The sequence below is a fragment of the Rhizobium sp. RHZ02 genome (assembly GCF_014851575.1).
Lineage (GTDB): Bacteria > Pseudomonadota > Alphaproteobacteria > Rhizobiales > Rhizobiaceae > Rhizobium > Rhizobium altiplani.
Genome location: NZ_JACUZX010000001.1, coordinates 208,387 through 223,106, shown reverse-complemented (window position 1 = coordinate 223,106; position 14,720 = coordinate 208,387). Strand labels below are relative to the sequence as shown.

Here is a 14,720-nt window from a genome sequence, read left to right as displayed (position 1 = left end):
ATCATTTGGAAATTAAATGTCACCATATTTATTATTGGAAACTCAAATGAGCTTCGGTTTCGACCTCGACCTTCTGCGCACTTTTGCCGCCGTCGTCGAGACAGGCGGGTTTACACGGGCGGCTGAGCGCGTTCACCTCACGCAATCAACGATCAGCCAGCAGGTCAAGAAGCTCGAGACCAATCTTGGACGCACGCTTCTCATCCGCGACCGCGCCTCGGGCCGTGTGCGAACGACGGAGGAGGGTGAACTGCTGATGAGCTACGCCCGGCGGATACTGTCGATCTTGGCGGAGGCAGACGAAGCTCTGGGCCGCTCGGTCCCGGTTCCGAAGACCGTGCGGCTCGGCGTTCCGGAAGACTTTGCCGGGCGGCGGATGATTGACCTGCTCTCCGGCTTTGCGCGGACCACTTCACATACGAGGCTCGATACGATCAGCGGCTGGAGCTTCGAGTTGCGAAGGCTTCTTCAAGCGGGAGAGCTCGATCTAGCCCTTATCAAGCGCGAGCCGGGCGATGGTAGCTGTATCGCCAAGTGGGAGGAACCGCTAAGTTGGGTGGGTAGCCGAACCCTTTCCGGCGGGACCGATCCGATTCCGCTTGCGGTGTTCCCACCCGGGTGCATCTATCGCGAAAGGGCCATCCGGGCAATTGAGGAAAGCGGACGACGTTGGCGTATCGCCTATTCGAGCCAAGGCCTGATGGGAGTTCAGGCGGCCGTTGCATCCGGCCTCGGCATCAGCTTGCTTCCGGTCGATGCGATACTGCCCGAGCATCAGCCGTTGAACGGTGCTGACGGTTTTGCGGAGGAACCTGCGTCCGAACTTGCGCTAATCGCGGCCACAAGGAAGCTGGAACCGGCGGTCAAGGAGACGGCCGATTTTCTGATAGCGAATCTGACCGCGCTGAGGCGAAGCTCCAAAACGCCGATCGCCCGCGTGAACTGATTTCGGCCTGATTGCTGTGAGCACACACCAGGCCGTTTCGCGCACTCGGACCGAAACATCGGGCTTCACCCGCCGGGAAAGACGATACCGTATAAGACCTGGCGATACCGGCAAACACGGGATCGAACACCGGCCACCGGCAACGTCGCACTTTGCTGCGCAGGATCGAAGAGGTTTCAACTAGCAAACAAGCTCGAACACCTCGATCTGTTCGAAGCGGCCCTTGGCTTGCGCCAGTCCCAGAGACCGAAAACGGAATGCGTCTCCTGCCTTTGCGCTGATCGCCCCGCTTGCGAGGATAGAGGTGCCGAACTGCTTGTTCATGCCTTCGAGACGGGACGCCACGTTGACCGTATCGCCCATAGCCGTGTACTGGCGACGGGTCCGCGCACCAACGCTGCCGACAACCGCCGGCCCGGTATGAAGACCGAACCGTGTGATGAATTCCGGGCGCCCCGAGGCTCGGTTAGCCATATTGAATTCATCGATCGCCGCCTTTAGTGCCAGGGCGCAACGACAGCCGTTCTGCACGTGTTGAGGATCCGGCACCGGTGCGTTCCACATGCCGAAAATCGAGTCACCCAGATATTGGACGATAACTCCGTTGTGCTGCTCCACGATATCGTTCATCAACTGAAAATAGGACGAGAGCAGCGCAGTAACGCTTTCCGGGGAATACTGCTCAGAAATTGTCGTAAAATCCCGGATGTCGGTAAAAAGCAGGGTGACTTCCTGACGCGAGGCAACCGCGGTTTCGACTTTCCCGGCGCTGACGATCTTGCGTACAAGTTCCCGCGGCACATAGAGAGAAAAATTGCGGATCGCGTCACGTGCTGCGGCAAGTGCGTTTGCGAGAATGTTGATCTCGGCGATCATGGAGCGGTAGGCTCCCTGTCCCTTGAAATCCAGATCCCCAATTTGCCTGGCTTCGGCAGCCAGAGAAAAGAGCGCATTGCTGATGAGCCGCGCGACGACGAGCGCTGCCACAATACCCGCAATAAGAACACCACCGGCAATCATCAGCGTCTTGATCAGCAAGCGGTTGCTTGGACCGACAAAATCGTCGACAGGTGCCGCAATGACGAGCGTGTTGCCCTTGAGCAGCCCGGAAAACTCGACCGGCGAGATCTGGGCCATGTATGGCACCCCCGCAACCGAAAAATGCGCCACGCCTCCCCTGGTGCCGGCTTCCGTCAGCAGCAGTTGCCTGACTGCGTCGAAAGCCGGATCCCCTGAATACGGTGCAGCAACTTCATCGCGCGACGTATTGGAGAGCGTTTCGAGGATTAGAGCCATGATCGTCGGGTCAGAGTGGACGATCAGGCGCCGGTGATCGTCGAAAACATAGCCACGTGCATGTGTCGATATCGCTTCCTCGTTCAGCAGGCTGCTGATGGTTTCCAGAAGCACGTCTGCGCCCGCCACGACGCGCCTGTCCTTTTCCATCGGCGTGGCGAGCGTCAGGCTCAGTGATTGCGTCGCGGCGGTGACATACGGGCCAACCGAGGCGGGCCCATCTTTTGCAACGGCAGCGCGATACCAGAGCCGTTGCCGAGGATCGTAAGTCACGTTTTTGCTGTCGCGCTCGGCGAGCAGGTTGCCGTTGACATCCAGGAACCTCCAGGCGGACGTCATTCCTTCAGCGGATTGCCCAATTGTGATCAGCGCAAATGCTGTGCCGGACGGTGCTGAAAGGACTTGGCTCCATTTCGGATTGGTGAGGACACTGGCTGCCTGAATAAAGGAACCGTCCGGATAGCCGGCATACAAGCTGTCCAGTTTCGGTGACCCCTGCAGCGCCTTCAGCAGGAAGTCGCGCTTTGCGTCGAGCTCCGCCGGCGGCGCCGATACCATTGGTGCCAGGGCGGAGCTTGTCTCAATGGCGGAATAGCCGCTGTCGAAGACGCTGCGATAGTGATCGAGTGCATGCAAGCTCAACAGCCGCATCTTCTCCTGCGCGGCATCGATCGCGGATGACCGCCCATGTTGGTATGTAAGCCACATCAGCGGCGTGCAGACGCTTACGAGCAGGAGTACGATCACGATGCTGAGGTGCAGGCGTAGCGGCTGGGACCAGGGCATCTCGGGATCGCTTCGCGAGGAAGACACTTTCACTTCCTCCACCTCAAGCCAACCTTTCTAAATCCTGTCGTGTCTTTGCCCTTGGCCATTTCTGAGGTCGCCGTATCCGTTTCACGGCCTTATCTTTCACCGATTTCGGGCCTGAGCAAGATGGATCGGCCACAGCTTCTCAGGCGTTCTTCGCTGTGGCGAATGTTATGCTCGCGTCACTCACATTGGCAACGTGCGAATAGGCTGCCTGACCGGCTGCCGCCACATCTCCACGCATGATCGCCGTCACGATGACATCGTGCTCGTCATAGGATTTGGCCAGGCGGCCGGGCAGGCGGAACTGCGCCCGGCGGAACGGTGCCAGTCGTGCGCGGGTTTGCGTCGCCAATTCGAAGATGTGCTCGTTATGGGCCCCACGATAAAGGCGAGTGTGAAACTCCGTGTTGTGCGCAGCATAGCCTTCTTCGGCTCCAGCGTGCACCAGTTTTGCCGAGGCCCGATGCTCGAGTTCGAGGGAGCGCCGCTCATCGACCGTCATGCGTTCGGCCGAGAGCCGTGCGCAGATGGCCTCCAATTCCGACATCGCCTCGAACATCGAATGCAGATAAGTCTCCGTCACGTTCGCGACGACGGCACTGCGGTTGGGCTCACGATCGACCAGCCCCATGGCGCCAAGTTCGCGCAGCGCCTCCCGGACCGGCGTGCGGGAGACATCGAAGCGGGCGGCCAGCGAGATCTCATCCATCCTCTCGCCGGGAACGAAAAGGCCGGTCACAATCATATCCGCGATGGCGCGAACCATCTGCTCGACGGTTGTGCCCGCCCTGATTACCTGCCTGCGCTTGATCTCTGTCACGATCCTGATTCTTGCTGCGTCAACTGCATACAGATGCGGCCGGTTGACCGATAAGTCAATTATCTTCTTGTTTATAGAGGCATTGTGTTGCCCCAGCGAGCTTTTGTGAAGGACCCGACGACAAGGCGGATGAGTGAATAGTAATCAAAGACTAAATTTTGGTCATTCTTGCGGTAAAACTGCATACAGTTTGGACAAGCAAAACAGTGCGGCTAATATTGGTGCGATAATTCAATCACTTAGAATATGGCACGGTCATTGCATACACTTTTCTGCAACGTTTTTTTCGAACCGGCCCTGGCCGCAAGGAGCATTCCGATGACCAATCTCCTTTCCATGAACCGCCGCCACTTCCTGCAGGTTTCCGCCGCCGGAGCACTCGCCTTGACGCCGGGCCTGCTGTCGGGCCGCGCTCTCGCCCAGACCGCACTCACCGTTGGCTTCATCTATGTCGGCCCCAAGGACGACTACGGCTACAACCAGGCCCATGCCGAAGGGGCGGCGGCGCTGAAGGCCCTGCCGGGCGTCACGATCGTAGAAGAAGAGAATGTCCCCGAAACCGTCGATGTCCAGAAGACGATGGAGTCGATGATCAACCTCGATGGCGCGACACTGATTTTCCCGACGTCGTTCGGCTACTTCGACCCGCATATGCTGGCGATGGCGGCAAAGTACCCGGATGTGCAGTTCCGCCATTGCGGCGGCCTCTGGCAGGAGGGCAAGAACCCTGCAAACACGGGTTCGTATTTCGGCTATATCTTCCAGGGCCAATACCTGAACGGGGTCGCGGCTGGCTACACGTCGAAAAGCAAGAAGCTCGGCTTTGTCGCGGCCAAGCCCATTCCGCAGGTGCTGCAGAACATCAACGCCTTCCTGCTCGGGGCACGCTCGGTCGATCCGTCGATCACCTGCCAGGTCATCTTCACGGGCGAATGGTCGCTTGCAGTCAAGGAAGCAGAAGCGACCAACGCGCTGATCGACCAGGGCGCGGATGTTATCACCTGCCATGTCGACAGCCCGAAGGTTGTTGTCGAGACGGCAGCCGGTCGCGGCGCCTTCGTCTGCGGCTACCACGCAAACCAGAGCCCGCTTGCTCCTGAAAAATATCTGACCGGCGCCGAATGGGCGTGGGGCAACGTCTACACCGATTTTGTCAAGAAGGCCCAGGCCGGCGAAAAGCTCGGCAATTTCGTGCGCGGTGGCCTCAAGGATGGCTTTGTCAAGATGAGCCCGCTCGGACCTGCCGTGCCAGCCGAAGGACGGACGAAGTTCGACGCAACGCTTGCCGAAATGATGACCGGCAAGTTCTCCGTCTTCAAGGGGCCGATCAAGGACAACAAGGGCAACGTCGCCGTCACGCCCGACAAGAGCTATGCCGAAGATGCCATCGAGCTCGAGAGCATGGCGTATCTCGTGGAAGGCGTCGTCGGATCCACGGCCTGATCCGGAGGGAGAAGCGTCATGACAGTCGAGGCGAATACCTCCGCAATAGCCATCGCTTCCCAACGATCGTCCGTTGTTAGACCCATCCTTGAGTGGGTCGCACGGCGCGCAGAACCTGTCGCCATCAGTTGCGGCGCGATCCTGATCGGGCTGGCGCTCTTCTCCATCTTCATTCTCGTGATCGGCAAATCGCCGGTCACCTTGTTCCAATTGATGTACACAGGCGGCTTCGGCAGCTGGTTCTCGATCCAGAACAGCCTCAGCCGGGCCGCCCCCCTTCTCCTGACGGCGCTTTGCGTCGCCTTGCCGGCGCGTCTCGGGCTCGTCATCATCGGCGGCGAGGGCGCGGTCGTATTGGGTGGCGTTGCTGCGGCGGCGGCCGCATTGCCGTTCGTCGGAACGCTGCCCGCCTTCCTTGTTCTGCTGCTGATGGCGGCGGCGGCGATGCTCGTCGGCGGCATCTGGATCGGTCTTGCAGGCTTCCTGCGGCACTATCGCGGGGTCAACGAGACCATTTCCTCGCTGCTGCTCGCCTATATCGCCATCGCCCTCATGAACCAGTTCGTCGAAGGACCACTGCGCGATCCGGCGAGCCTTAACAAACCCTCCACCACCCCCCTGCCCGCCGAATACATGCTCGGCAAGATACCCGGAATGGATGTGCACTGGGGGCTCGCAATCGGCGTCGTCGCCTGCATCATCTCGTGGGTGCTGATCGAGGTCACGAGCTATGGCTTCGCGGCGCGCATCGCCGGCGGCAATGTTCGCGCCGCGCAGATACAGGGGTTGCCGGTCGGCCGCCTGATCGTCGGCTTCACGGCGATCGCCGGCAGCTTCGCCGGTCTTGCCGGCATGATCGAGGTCGCCGCCGTCCAAGGCAGCGCCAATGCCTCGCTGGCGGCGGGCTACGGCTATACCGGCATCCTCGTCGCCTTCCTGGCGCGGCACAATCCACTGGCGATCATTCCGGTCGCCATCCTGCTTGGCGGCATCGATGCGTCGGGCGGCCTCATCCAGCGCCGGATGGCCATGCCTGACGCAACGGTCCTGGTGCTGCAAGGCACTCTCTTCGTCGTCATCCTTTTTTGCGAGACCTTCTACGGTCGCTTCAAGATCTTCAATCCCGACCTCTGGAAAAGGAGCCCATGATGGAAGCGAGCGGCATCGGCATCTGGGGTGTACCCCTCGCCATCTTTGCGGGCGCGATCCGCGTCTCGACACCCTTCATCTTCGTCAGCCTCGGCGAGACCATCACCGAACGCTCTGGCCGCATCAACCTTGGCCTCGAAGGTACGCTGGTCTTCGGGGCCATGACGGCCTACGCGGTCGCCGTGCTTACCGGCTCGCCCTGGCTCGGCGTGCTGGCGGCCATGGGCTCCGGAACCGTCTTCGGCCTCGTGCACGGATGGATCTGCAAGTGGCCGAAGGTGAACGACATCGCGATCGGCATCGCCATGATGCAATTCGGGCTGGGACTGGCCTTCTTTCTCGGCAAGCCCTTCATTCAGCCGGCAGCACCGCATCTGCCGTCGATCCCGCTCGGTGTGTGGTCCAATCTTCCGCAGGTTCAGGCGGCACTGAACATCAATGTGCTCTTCATCGTGGGCGGCGCGCTGGCACTCTTCCTGTGGTGGGGGTTCAAGAACACCCGTGTCGGTCTCGTATTGCGCGTTGTCGGCGACAGCACCGATGCGGCACGGGCGATGGGGATCGATCCGGATCGTGTCCGGCTGCTCGCCACCGGCGTCGGCGGGTCGCTCGCCGCCTTGGGCGGGGCCTATCTCTCGCTCTACTATCCCGGCTCCTGGAACGAAGGCATTTCTTCCGGACAGGGCCTGATGGCGGTGGCGCTGGTGATCTTCGCGCGCTGGAACCCGATCGGCTGCTTCCTGGCCGCCCTTCTCTTCGGCGGTGCGGGCGCACTGGGTCCTGCCTTGCAGTCGGTCGGCGTCACGCAGGGCTACTACCTGTTCTACGCGGCTCCCTACGTGCTGACGCTCGTCATCCTCATTGCCACGTCCTCACCAACACGTTCGCTCGCCGGTGCCCCCGGCGCATTGTCGCTCACGAAATAGGGGATCTGCCATGAATGGTCTCGGCGGCCTTAACAAATCCGAACATGGCGTCGGTATCGGCCTGGTCCAGCTTCAGCTACCCGTTACGGTCACCAGGGAGGACCTTGCAAGGCAGAAAGAGGTTATCGTCGACCTCGTCGGCAAGGCCCGTCGCAACCAGGCAGGCATGGATCTCGTCGTCTTCCCCGAGTATGCGCTGCATGGCCTGTCGATGGACATCAATCCCGAGATCATGTGTTCACTCGACGGGCCGGAGGTTGCTGCCTTCAAGAGAGCCTGCCGCGCAAACCGCATCTGGGGCTGTTTCTCGATCATGGAATTCAATCCGGATGGGATGCCGTACAATTCGGGCATCGTCATCGACGACAGAGGCGAACTGAAACTCCATTATCGCAAGATGCATCCATGGGTGCCGGTCGAGCCCTGGGAGCCTGGCAACTTCGGCATTCCGGTGATCGAGGGACCGAAAGGCGCGAAGCTCGCACTGATCATCTGCCATGACGGGATGTTTCCGGAGATGGCCCGGGAGTGCGCCTACAAGGGCGCGGAGATCATGATCCGGACAGCGGGCTATACCGCTCCGATCCGCGACAGCTGGAAGTTCACCAACCAGTCAAACGCCTTCTGCAATCTGATGGTGACCGCCAGCGTCTGCATGTGCGGTTCGGACGGCACGTTCGACTCCATGGGCGAAGGCATGATCTGCAATTTCGACGGCACGATCATCGCCCACGGCACGTCCGGTCGCCCGAACGAGATCATCACCGCCGAGGTCCGCCCTGACCTGGTGCGTGAGGCGCGGCGCAGCTGGGGCGTCGAGAACAATATCTACCAGTTCGGCCATCGCGGTTATGTCGCCGTCGCCGGCGGCGCGGGGGACGCGCCTTACAGCTACATGCACGATCTCATCGCGGGCCGGTACCGGTTGCCCTGGGAAGGTGAGGTCAAGGTCGTCGACGGCACGTCCTGCGGCTTCGACAAGCCGGCGCGGCGCTATGGCGAAACTTTCAAACTTGCGGGCGAATAGGAGAAGACGATGGATGCGATGGTCGAAAACAGGGGACACTACATCAATGCCGATCCCTATGCCTGGCCCTACAACGGCGCGCTGAGGCCGGACAACACGGCGCTCGTCATCATCGACATGCAGACGGATTTCTGCGGTCCAGGCGGCTACGTCGATCATATGGGTTATGATCTTTCGCTCGTGCGGGCACCGATCGAGCCGATCATGAGGGTCCTTTCGGCCATGCGCGCCAAGGGCTATCACATCATTCACACCCGGGAGGGTCATCGGCCCGATCTCGCCGACCTGCCGGCGAACAAGCGCTGGCGCTCGCAGCGTATTCACGCTGGCATCGGCGACGCCGGCCCTTGCGGCCGCATCCTCGTTCGCGGGGAGCCGGGCTGGGATATTATAGACGAGCTGAAACCGATCGAGGGCGAGACGATCATCGATAAGCCCGGCAAAGGCTCTTTCTGTGCCACGGATCTGGAGTTGATCCTCAACCAGAAGCGGATCGAGAACATCATCCTGACAGGCATCACCACCGATGTCTGCGTTCACACGACGATGCGCGAGGCCAACGATCGCGGCTTTGAGTGCCTGCTGCTCGAGGATTGCTGCGGCGCCACCGATCATGGCAACCACCTCGCGGCCATCAAGATGGTGAAGATGCAGGGCGGCGTATTCGGATCTGTGTCCAACGCGGCTACCCTGATCGAGGCCCTTCCCTGATGCCCTCCTTGCGTGCTCATGTCTTTCGCGTCCCGGCAGGCAGTCCGGACGATGTCTCCGGTGTCGAAGCCCTGTTTGCCGGCCGAATTGACGCTTCCGACGTGGTCGCCGTGCTTGGCAAGACCGAGGGCAACGGCTGCGTCAACGACTTCACCCGCGGCTACGCCACACGCAGCTTCGAGCGGCTGTTCGATGAACAGAATGTAGAAGGCGTCTCAATCGTCATGTCCGGCGGCACGGAAGGCGCGCTCTCGCCTCACTGGACCATCTTCACGCGCAAACAGGTCGAGGAGCCTGGAGAAGGGGCTCTGGCAATCGGCGTGGCGCGCACCCCTGCCCTGCCGCCTGAACAACTCGGTCGCTGCGAGCAGGTCCGCATGGTGGCGGCGGCGGTTAAAGCCGCCATCCGGGATGCCGGGATCGAGGACACCGCCGATGTCCACTTCGTACAGATCAAATGCCCGCTGCTGACCTCTCAGCGGATTGCCGATGCGGAATCAGCCGGCAAGACGACGGCGACGCGCGATACGCTGAAATCAATGGCGCTGTCACGCGGCGCGTCGGCACTTGGCGTTGCCGTTGCACTTGGCGAGGTGGACATCGACGCCATCGACGACAGTGACATCTGTAGCCGCTTCGATCTCTATTCCCGATGCGCCTCGGCTTCTTCAGGCGTCGAGCTCTTGGATCATGAGGTCATCGTACTCGGCATGAGCGCAAAATGGTCCGGGCCTCTCACCATCGACCATGCCGTCATGCGGGACGCGATAGACACTGGATCCGTCCGCGCTGCCTGGGATCGTCTGCCGGCGGAAGGAAGGCTCGCGGCGGTGCTGGCCAAGGCCGAGCCGGACCCGTCCGGTCACGTTGGTGGCAAGCGCCATACCATGCTGAACGATTCCGATATCGCCGGCACACGCCATGCCCGCGCGTTTGTGGGCGGCGCGCTCGCCGGCGTCTTCGGCATGACCGACTTATACGTATCGGGCGGTGCCGAACATCAGGGACCGCCAGGTGGCGGGCCGGTCGCAATTATCGTCGAAAAAGGAGACCTGAAGTGAGCATCGTACGCGACACGCCTCTTCCCCAGGCTGGCAAGGCCGTCGGCATCCAGACGCTCGACATGACGATGCGGTTTGCCAGTTTCACGGCGCTCGACCACGTATCGATCGATATCCCAGCCGGAACCTTCCATGCGCTCCTCGGCGAGAACGGCGCCGGCAAGTCAACGCTCGTCAAGTGCATCATGGGCTTCTACCATCAAACCTCGGGTTCGCTCTCCGTCGATGGGCGCGAAGTGGCGATCGCCTCCCCCAGGGATGCGGCAACCTATGGGCTCGGCATGGTCTACCAGCATTTCACGCTGGTGCCGTCGCTGACGGGCGCGGAAAACCTCGTCATCAGCCGGGCTGCCGTGCCCGCGGTGATCAACTGGGCCAAGGAGCGTAGGGATCTTGCAGCCTTCATGGAGCACATGCCGTTCAAGATTCCGCTCGATCGCCCCGTCAGCGAGCTGGCCGCTGGCGAAAAGCAGAAGCTCGAAATCGTCAAGCAGCTCTATCTCGGCCGCAGTTTTCTGGTGCTCGACGAACCGACATCCGTGCTGACGCCAGCCGAGGCGGACGAAATGCTCGGACTGGTGCGCGGCATGACGGATCGCGGCGAGCTGACCGTGCTGATGATCTCACACAAGTTCCATGAGGTTACGAAGTTCGCCGACGCAGTTTCGATCCTGCGGCGCGGCAAGCTGGTCGGCGGCGGAGGGGTCGACCAGCTGTCGACCGCAGAGATGGCATCGATGATGATTGGCGACGTCAAGCTCGCCCAGCTCGATACACGCGTGCCAGTGTCTGAGATGGCAAAGCCTGTTCTCAAGGTGGAAAAGGTCAAGGCGCCGGATCGCTCGGGGTTGAAAACCATTGAAATCGACACCCTGACGGTTCGCTCCGGCGAAATCGTCGGCATTGCCGGCATATCGGGCAACGGCCAGAAGGAGCTGACGGAGATCCTGGCCGGCCAGCGGCCGACCGAGGCGGGCAGCGTGCTTGTCAACGGCGACGCCTACGGCGCGACCCGGCCGGAGACGCGCCGGAACAATGTGCGCTTCATTCCCGAGGAGCCCCTGCACAATGCCTGCGCGCCCCGCATGACGGTCAGCGAGAATCTTGCCTTCCGTACATTCGATCTGAAAAACGACGGAAAAGATGCGATCTGGCTCAACAAGGGCAGGATGAAGAAACGCGCGACGGATCTGATCACCGATTACAAGGTCAGGACCGCTTCCTCCGCCTCGCCGATCGCAGCCCTTTCCGGCGGCAATGTGCAACGCGCGGTGCTGGCGCGTGAACTGACCGGCGAAGTCGATCTCCTGATCGTCGCCAATCCTTGCTTCGGCCTCGATTTCTCAGCTGTCGCGGAAATCCGCGCCCGCATCATGAGGGCGCGCAACTCCGGTGCGGCCGTGCTGCTGCTGTCGGAGGATCTCGACGAGCTGTTGGAGATGTCCGACCGGATCATGGTCATCTCGGACGGCAAGCTGGTCTACGAAACCCCGGCGCGCGCTGCCGATATCTCGGTCATCGGCGCGCATATGGCAGGACATCACTAATGCCAGACATCAAGGCACAACCTTTTGCCTTTCCGGCCAGGCCCGACCAACTGGCGCTCATCGTCATCGACATGCAGCGTGACTTTGCCGAGCCAGGCGGTTTCGGCGCAAGCCTCGGCAACGATGTCAGCCGCATCACCAGGATCATTCCCGACGTCAAACGGCTGATTGAGGGATTTCGCGAGGCCGGCCTGCCTGTCATTCACACCATGGAGTGCCACAAGCCGGATCTTTCCGATCTGCCCCCCGCCAAGCGCAACCGCGGCGCTCCAACCCTTCGGATCGGCGATGACGGGCCGATGGGACGGATCTTGATTGCCGGAGAGGCCGGTACTGCGATCCTGGCGGAGCTCGCCGCCGTCGACGGCGAAATCGTGATCGAGAAGCCGGGCAAAGGCGCATTCTACGCGACCGAACTCGGCGAGATCTTGAAAGCGAGGGGCATCAGCCAGCTTGTCTTTGCCGGCGTCACAACCGAGGTCTGCGTTCAGACGACCATGCGCGAAGCCAATGATCGCGGATACGAATGCCTTCTCGCCGAAGAAGCAACCGAGAGCTATTTTCCCGAGTTCAAGGATGCCGCCATCGCCATGATCCGCGCCCAGGGCGGGATCGTTGGATGGACTTCACATGTGGACGACATATTGGAGGCGATTGGTCATGCCTGAGACGACACGCGAGCTTCTGACGCTAGGTGGCTGGAAAGAGCTAACTTTCTCTCCATTTCGAGAGGACGTTACGATCCACTGGATCCGCCCTTTCGAAAACGATCAGCCGGGGGTCGCCCTTTTGAAATACGAGGCCGGAGCCTCCGTACCGCGGCATCGACACGAGGGGCTCGAAACCATCCTGGTCCTGGAAGGCACACAATCCGATGAGGCCGGCGACTATGGGCGCGGCAGCTATGTCGTGAATGCGGCTGGAACCGAGCATTCCGTCTGGAGTGACACCGGCTGCGTGGTGCTGATCCAATGGGATCGGCCCGTTAGGATACTGGAAGAGGAAATAGCATGACCGGCGCACCGGCTTTCGACATCGCATCGCTGCACGCATTCTACGCTTTGGGTGGAAGCCCCGACACGATCATTGGCCGGGTGTTTGCGCGCCTGGCCGAAGTCAACGATCCTGGTATCTTTCTTCATCTCTCAGATCGCGAAGCGCTGCTTGCCGAAGTGGAAGCGCTGGGTCCGTTTGATGCCGAGGCCAAGCCGCTCTGGGGCATCCCCTTTGCCGTGAAGGACAACATCGATGTCGCCGGCATGCCGACAACGGCTGCCTGCCCTGACTATTCCTATGTAGCGGCTGTTGATGCGACCGTCGTTCGCTTGCTGAAGCAGGCCGGGGCCCTCGTCATCGGCAAGACAAACCTCGACCAGTTCGCAACAGGCCTCGTGGGCGTCCGCTCGCCCTACCCGATCCCTCGCAACGCCATCGACGCCAACCTCGTTCCCGGCGGCTCCAGCTCCGGCTCGGCCGTCGCCACCGCCCAAGGGATCGTCAGTTTCGCGCTCGGAACGGATACGGCCGGCTCCGGCCGTATCCCCGCAGGACTTAACAACATCGTCGGCCTCAAGCCGAGCGTCGGCGCCCTTTCGACGGCGGGGGTCATACCGGCCTGCCGCACGCTCGACTGTGTTTCCATATTTGCCCTTACCGTCGATGATGCATGGCGTGTCTTCGACACCACCGCGCGCTACGACGCGGCGGATGCTTACTCGAAGGACATACCCGCATCCGGCTATGGCTCGCTTCCGCCGGTCCTTTGCATCGGTGTTCCTGCAAAGGCAGACCGCCAGTTCTTTGGCGACGCCCGCATGGAGGCTTCGTACGAGAGCGCGCTCGCGATGCTGACGATGCTCGGTCATCGCGTGGTCGAAGTGCCGTTCGGAGATTTCTACAAGGTTGCCAATCTGCTCTACGAGGGCGCCTGGGTGGCGGAACGCTATGCCGCGGTGAAGGCCTTCTTCGATGCCAACGAAACGAGCTTCCATCCGGTCACACGCAAGATCTATGGTGGCGCGAAGGCGCTGAGCGCAGCCGATGCCTTCAATGGTCTCTACGCCCTTCAGGCTCTAAAGCAGACAGTGCAGCCGATCATCGATTCTGTCGATCTCTTCTGTGTGCCGACGGCCCCGAGCCACTATACGCTGGCCGACCTTGCTGCCGAACCGATTCGCGAGAACTCGCGGCTTGGGACCTATACCAATTTCGTCAATCTGCTCGATATGTGCGGGATCGCCGTGCCGACTGGCAAGCGTGCCGACGGCCTCCCGGCGAGCGTGACCCTGCTGGCGCCGTCCGGCCGGGATGGCCTGGCGGCCTCCCTTGCCCGAGAGATCCACCAAGCAGCCGGTGTCAGTCTGGGAGCGACAAGCTGGTCTCTGCCACCGGCTTTTCCGAAACCGGCGAGAATTGATGAGGATGGGATGATCGATCTCGTTGTCGTCGGTGCGCATCTCTCCGGCATGCAACTAAACGTCCAACTGCGCGACCTCGACGCCGTGTTCTCTCGGCAGGCGCAGACATCGGATGCCTACAGGCTCTATGCCCTTGCCGGCCAGGTGCCCGCCAAGCCGGGGATGATCCGTGTCGAGGCCGGCAGAGGCGGCCGCATCGACGTGGAAGTCTGGCGCTTGACGCCCGCTGCCTTCGGGCAATTCGTGGCGGCAATACCCTCGCCGCTCGGGATCGGCTCAATCAGTCTGTCAGACGGAACTGTGGCTAAAGGCTTCCTTGTTGAGCCCGCAGGGATAACAGGGGCCACCGACATCACCAACTATGGCGGCTGGCGCAACTATGTGGCGGCGGACACCGACCGGAGAGCGCGAAGCGCAGGCTGATCAATCCCGGCAATTGTGGATCGCAGAGCCGGGCAGTTCTCACCATGTGTTACGGCAGCGCCAGCTGCCAAGACAACCGGCCGCGTTGCCACGACGCCAATGCGGCCGCTCTCTGCCTCCGTTTCGGAGGTAACCGCGGTC

13 protein-coding genes are annotated in these 14,720 nt (G+C 61.3%); 11 read left to right on the top strand and 2 right to left on the bottom strand.

The window, feature by feature from the left end; translation table 11 throughout:
- Nucleotides 1-46: 46 nt before the first annotated feature.
- A complete protein-coding gene (locus IB244_RS01060; RefSeq protein ID WP_192240174.1) occupies nucleotides 47-946 on the top strand; it encodes a LysR family transcriptional regulator in 900 nt (299 codons plus the stop codon).
- Between the two features lie 180 nt (nucleotides 947-1,126).
- On the opposite strand, the gene IB244_RS01055 is transcribed toward IB244_RS01060, so the two are convergent.
- The gene (locus tag IB244_RS01055) at nucleotides 1,127-3,055 is read right to left on the bottom strand and encodes an adenylate/guanylate cyclase domain-containing protein (RefSeq protein WP_192302840.1); all 1,929 of its coding nucleotides are present in this window, start codon (nucleotides 3,053-3,055) and stop codon (nucleotides 1,127-1,129) included.
- A gap of 142 nt (nucleotides 3,056-3,197) precedes the next feature.
- Nucleotides 3,198-3,875, bottom strand: a complete 678-nt coding sequence (locus IB244_RS01050; protein WP_169679779.1) for a GntR family transcriptional regulator — start codon at nucleotides 3,873-3,875, stop codon at nucleotides 3,198-3,200.
- 318 nt (nucleotides 3,876-4,193) lie between these two features.
- Here IB244_RS01050 and IB244_RS01045 point away from each other — a divergent pair, with 318 nt between their 5' ends.
- From IB244_RS01045 to atzF, 10 genes are read left to right on the top strand one after another with little or no spacing between them, the layout of a single operon-like run.
- The gene (locus IB244_RS01045) at nucleotides 4,194-5,318 is read left to right on the top strand and encodes a BMP family ABC transporter substrate-binding protein (protein WP_192302838.1); all 1,125 of its coding nucleotides are present in this window, start codon (nucleotides 4,194-4,196) and stop codon (nucleotides 5,316-5,318) included.
- A gap of 18 nt (nucleotides 5,319-5,336) precedes the next feature.
- Nucleotides 5,337-6,467 (top strand): ABC transporter permease, encoded by a 1,131-nt coding sequence (locus IB244_RS01040; RefSeq protein ID WP_192302837.1) that lies wholly within the window; start codon nucleotides 5,337-5,339, stop codon nucleotides 6,465-6,467.
- Nucleotides 6,467-7,393, top strand: coding sequence for an ABC transporter permease (locus IB244_RS01035; protein WP_192303119.1), 927 nt, complete (start codon nucleotides 6,467-6,469; stop codon nucleotides 7,391-7,393). The genes IB244_RS01040 and IB244_RS01035 overlap by 1 nt, the downstream gene beginning before the upstream one ends.
- Nucleotides 7,394-7,403: 10 nt before the next feature.
- Nucleotides 7,404-8,420: a formamidase gene (locus IB244_RS01030; protein ID WP_192302836.1), complete on the top strand. Its 1,017-nt coding sequence runs from the start codon at nucleotides 7,404-7,406 to the stop codon at nucleotides 8,418-8,420.
- Between the two features lie 9 nt (nucleotides 8,421-8,429).
- Nucleotides 8,430-9,131 (top strand): cysteine hydrolase family protein, encoded by a 702-nt coding sequence (locus IB244_RS01025; RefSeq protein ID WP_192302835.1) that lies wholly within the window; start codon nucleotides 8,430-8,432, stop codon nucleotides 9,129-9,131.
- On the top strand, nucleotides 9,131-10,192 hold the full coding sequence (locus IB244_RS01020) for a ring-opening amidohydrolase (RefSeq protein ID WP_192240168.1): 1,062 nt from the start codon (nucleotides 9,131-9,133) through the stop codon (nucleotides 10,190-10,192). Before IB244_RS01025 ends, IB244_RS01020 begins: the two co-directional genes overlap by 1 nt.
- Nucleotides 10,189-11,739: an ABC transporter ATP-binding protein gene (locus tag IB244_RS01015; protein WP_192302834.1), complete on the top strand. Its 1,551-nt coding sequence runs from the start codon at nucleotides 10,189-10,191 to the stop codon at nucleotides 11,737-11,739. Before IB244_RS01020 ends, IB244_RS01015 begins: the two co-directional genes overlap by 4 nt.
- Nucleotides 11,739-12,407, top strand: coding sequence for a cysteine hydrolase family protein (locus IB244_RS01010; protein WP_192302833.1), 669 nt, complete (start codon nucleotides 11,739-11,741; stop codon nucleotides 12,405-12,407). Before IB244_RS01015 ends, IB244_RS01010 begins: the two co-directional genes overlap by 1 nt.
- Nucleotides 12,400-12,753 carry a cupin domain-containing protein gene (locus IB244_RS01005; RefSeq protein WP_025658502.1) on the top strand — a complete coding sequence of 118 codons (354 nt, stop codon included), beginning with the start codon at nucleotides 12,400-12,402 and terminating at the stop codon, nucleotides 12,751-12,753. Before IB244_RS01010 ends, IB244_RS01005 begins: the two co-directional genes overlap by 8 nt.
- A complete protein-coding gene (atzF, locus tag IB244_RS01000) occupies nucleotides 12,750-14,579 on the top strand; it encodes an allophanate hydrolase (RefSeq protein WP_192302832.1) in 1,830 nt (609 codons plus the stop codon). Before IB244_RS01005 ends, atzF begins: the two co-directional genes overlap by 4 nt.
- Nucleotides 14,580-14,720 lie beyond the last annotated feature (141 nt).

Bases quoted from the DNA above. Each gene is read 5' to 3' on its own strand.
- IB244_RS01060 (WP_192240174.1), top strand. From the start codon at position 47: ATGAGCTTCGGTTTCGACCTCGACCTTCTGCGCACTTTTGCCGCCGTC.
- IB244_RS01045 (WP_192302838.1), top strand. From the start codon at position 4,194: ATGACCAATCTCCTTTCCATGAACCGCCGCCACTTCCTGCAGGTTTCC.
- IB244_RS01040 (WP_192302837.1), top strand. From the start codon at position 5,337: ATGACAGTCGAGGCGAATACCTCCGCAATAGCCATCGCTTCCCAACGA.
- IB244_RS01035 (WP_192303119.1), top strand. From the start codon at position 6,467: ATGGAAGCGAGCGGCATCGGCATCTGGGGTGTACCCCTCGCCATCTTT.
- IB244_RS01030 (WP_192302836.1), top strand. From the start codon at position 7,404: ATGAATGGTCTCGGCGGCCTTAACAAATCCGAACATGGCGTCGGTATC.
- IB244_RS01025 (WP_192302835.1), top strand. From the start codon at position 8,430: ATGGATGCGATGGTCGAAAACAGGGGACACTACATCAATGCCGATCCC.
- IB244_RS01020 (WP_192240168.1), top strand. From the start codon at position 9,131: ATGCCCTCCTTGCGTGCTCATGTCTTTCGCGTCCCGGCAGGCAGTCCG.
- IB244_RS01010 (WP_192302833.1), top strand. From the start codon at position 11,739: ATGCCAGACATCAAGGCACAACCTTTTGCCTTTCCGGCCAGGCCCGAC.
- IB244_RS01005 (WP_025658502.1), top strand. From the start codon at position 12,400: ATGCCTGAGACGACACGCGAGCTTCTGACGCTAGGTGGCTGGAAAGAG.
- atzF (WP_192302832.1), top strand. From the start codon at position 12,750: ATGACCGGCGCACCGGCTTTCGACATCGCATCGCTGCACGCATTCTAC.